Consider the following 3,361-nt stretch of genomic DNA (forward strand, 5'->3'; position numbering starts at 1 on the left):
GCCGAAGGGCAAGAGCCTCGACCAGGTGAAGGGCCTGCGCGCCGACGGGCAGGGTCGAAACGGCTTCCTCAGGCCCGAACGCAATCAAAAGGGGAGGCTCCACCGGTCCGAGCGCTCCGGCCACCCGGTCGAGGCAGCGTTGGCCGCCCAGCCGCAGATCCGCCTTTCGTATGCCGCCCAGCCTCTCACCCCTGCCGCCGGCCAGAATGACCGCATGGGGCAATGTCATTTCGATTCTGCCGCAACACGGTTGTTCCAGTGCAGCAACACCGACATGCCGATACCGGCAGCCAGCCCCCAGAAGGGCGCGCCGAGGCCCAGAAGGGTCACCCCGGATGCCGTGGTCACGAAGGTCAAGGTGGCCGGCAGGCGCATCTCCTCCTGGCCCAGGGCGCTGGCCAGCGAGCCGGCAAGGCTTGAAAGCAGCGCCAGCCCGGCCACAGCCTGGATCAGGATCGGGGGCGACGCGGCGATGAAGGCGGCCGCCAGGCTCGCCGCCAGCGCCAGCAAGCCATAGGTGACGCCTGCCGCCACCGGCGCAGCCCAGCGCATGCTCCGGTCCGGATGGGCTTCCGGTCCGGCGCAGATGGCGGCGGTGATTGCCGCCAGATTGCTGCTGATGGCGCCGAAAAAGGCGGTGACGGCACTGGCGATGCCGGTCAGCACGAAAAGCGGCGCCGGCCGTACCGAATAGCCATTGGCTTGCAGCACCGCCAGTCCCGGCAGGTTTTGCGAGGCCATGGTGACGATGTAGAGTGGCAGGGCGATGCGGGCCATGGCGTCGAGCGTGAACACCGGCATCACCGGCACGAGGCTGGGCCAACTGCCATCAAGCGCCCCCGGCGGCAATTTCGTTGTCGCCACCAACAGGATGCCCGTCACCACCACGGCGATCGGCACGGCATAGCGGCGGGCGAAGCGCATGCCGATTGCCCAGGCCAAGAGGATGGGCAGGGCCAGTGCCGGCAATTCCGCCACCGCGTGGATCGGCGCCAGGCACAGCGATAGCAGCATGCCGGCCAGCATGGCATTGGCGATGGCGCCGGGCAGGGCGGCAACCAGCCGGGCGAGGGGACGGATGATTCCGGTTAGGATGATGAGAATACCCGTTAACAGAAACGCCCCGGCAACGGCTGGAAAGCCACCGATCGGTTCCCCAACGGTTAACAGAAAGGCAGCGCCTGGTGTTGTCCAGGCGAAGCTGATGGGCGTCCTGACCCGCAGCGCAACAATCACATTGAGCAGCGCCATGGAAAGGCACACGGCCATCAGGCCCGACCCCGCCTGCTGCGGAGAGGCGCCGGCTTCGGACAGGGCCGCCAGCACCAGCGTGAAGGTGCTGGCATAGCCCACAATGGCCGCCAGCGCCCCCGCCATGATCGGCTGCGCATAGTCACGCCGCCTGCTCCGTTCCGCCCTGTCGCTCAATCTCTATCTCCCGGCGCAACACACCCGGATAGAGCCGGGCAGCGGCAAAGCCGTGCTTTCCAAATAAAGTGTGTCAGGCGGCGCTTGGCCGGTCCAGCCTTGGTTTCTGGGGGATCGGCGGCGCGTCGGTGCTGACTGAAACCCGGTTCTTGCCGGTGCGCTTGGCCGTATAAAGCGCCGTGTCGGCCTGCGCAAACAGCTCCGCGAGGCGTGCGCCGGCCTGCATATGCAGCCCCGCCGAGAGCGTGACGCGAAAGTCGGGCGGCAGCTCCGCCACGCGCAGCCGGGCAATCGCGGCCACAAGCCCTTCGGCCCGCAGGCGCAATTCGCTTTCGGTCAGCCCGGTGAAAAGCAGGGCGAACTCTTCGCCGCCAATGCGGCCGGCGCAGCGCGCCGCACTGTGTTCGCGCAGGACCTGGCCCACGGCGGCGATCACCCGGTCTCCGGCGCCGTGACCGAAGGTGTCGTTGATGATCTTGAAGTCGTCGAGATCGGCAATCAGCATGGCGGCAGGGCGTTCGGTGTCCTGCGGTTCGGCGAGGCAGCGGCGGGCAAGGGTTTCGAAGCCGCCCCTGTTGAGCAGCCCGGACAGCGGATCGCGCCGCGCCTCCGCCTGCAACTCGCCAAAAATATCGATGGCGGTTGCCAACAGGAAACCCAGCGTCACCAGGGTCGCCATTAGCACGGCCATGAATTGTACAGCCAGCCAATAGCCCGAGCTGAGCAGGTTGCCGGCATTGACCACCATCTCCTCGAAGGAGGCTGTGATCGGCCGCGTGATGCAAAGGCCGAGCCCGAGAACGGCGAGCCCCCCGATCATCCAGTCGGCTCCATCCCAGGGACGGGCGCGCGCAAGCAGCACCAGCGTCGTGCCGATCAGCAACACAAAGGCGGCGTTGGACACATAGATACGGCCCAAAAGGCTGGGGTAAATAAAGAAAAAGACGGAAAGCCCGGCCATCTCTGCCACGGCAATAAGGCCAAAGGCCATCAGGGGCACCGCTATGCCCGCTCGGGCCAGGGCGCTGCTGCAGATCAGCAGCAGGGCCGCAAAGAAGATGGCGTTGGGCACGAGCCGCCATTCGGGCATGTCAGGCGGCATCAGCAGCCCCTGCACGAAAAAGCCCAAGCCCCCGCACACAAAGGCCATGCTCAGCAAAAGCAGATATCTCTGCCTGCGCCGCTGGCTCCCCAGAATGCCAAAAACCGCTGCAAATACAGCCATGATGGCGGGATTGAGCAGATTGAGCGACAGCTCGCTCGTCATGATAGTCCTCGTCGGTCCCCTCGCCGCCGTATTGTTACGAGGCGCTCGATAAGCAAGCGTTAAACTTACCGCTCGAGCTCGATGCCAAGCTGAAGTGCTGTTGTCGGTAGAGGCCGGCTATTGCTTGCCGCGCGAGGAGTGATGGTGCGCCAATGTCTGGCGGTCCCGCGTCGAGAAAAATAGAACGGCGGCGCTGATGCTGATCGCCGCGCCAAGCAGGATATCGATCACCCGTTCCGGAACCAGGGCGGCGCCTGCCGCGCCTGAGACCAGATAGGTCATGAGCAGCGCCATGGGCGTGACCAATATCTGGACCAGCCCGTAATTGCTGCCAATGATCATCTCTGCGCTGCAAGGGCCCTTGCATGCTGATATGGAGGTGCCGCCCTGCATCCCCCCAGCGCCGCCCAGGCCGGATTCTGGGCACCCAGCGCATGGCTCGCGAAGATCGACGCGCCGTAAGGTCCGCTCCAAGCTGAGGCATTCGGGGCAGTTCGGCGCAATAGCCAAATGGTCCGCCGATTTCAGAAAACTTGGGGCTGCCGCGCTTCCCGTTTCAGAAATTCACGGCTCTTGAACCTGCCTCTTGCATAAGCTTTTGATGTCCAATAGGTACAGGCGCCGAGAGGCCTCGTGGCGGAGTGGTTACGCAGCGGATTGCAAATC

4 protein-coding genes are annotated in these 3,361 nt (G+C 65.0%); all 4 read right to left on the reverse strand.

Annotated features, from left to right (window positions below; genetic code table 11):
- A partial coding sequence (locus VDP82_RS16005) for an NTP transferase domain-containing protein (protein ID WP_323015826.1) occupies nucleotides 1–229 on the reverse strand: 229 nt, incomplete at its 3' end.
- The gene (locus tag VDP82_RS16010) at nucleotides 226–1,428 is read right to left on the reverse strand and encodes a benzoate/H(+) symporter BenE family transporter (protein WP_323015827.1); all 1,203 of its coding nucleotides are present in this window, start codon (nucleotides 1,426–1,428) and stop codon (nucleotides 226–228) included. The genes VDP82_RS16005 and VDP82_RS16010, both read right to left, overlap by 4 nt.
- 73 nt (nucleotides 1,429–1,501) lie before the next feature.
- On the reverse strand, nucleotides 1,502–2,695 hold the full coding sequence (locus VDP82_RS16015) for a GGDEF domain-containing protein (protein ID WP_323015828.1): 1,194 nt from the start codon (nucleotides 2,693–2,695) through the stop codon (nucleotides 1,502–1,504).
- Between the two features lie 117 nt (nucleotides 2,696–2,812).
- Nucleotides 2,813–3,037: an FUSC family protein gene (locus VDP82_RS16020; protein WP_323015829.1), complete on the reverse strand. Its 225-nt coding sequence runs from the start codon at nucleotides 3,035–3,037 to the stop codon at nucleotides 2,813–2,815.
- Nucleotides 3,038–3,361: the final 324 nt, after the last annotated feature.

It is taken from the genome of Devosia sp., assembly GCF_034675085.1.
In the GTDB taxonomy this organism is placed as follows: Bacteria; Pseudomonadota; Alphaproteobacteria; order Rhizobiales; family Devosiaceae; genus Devosia.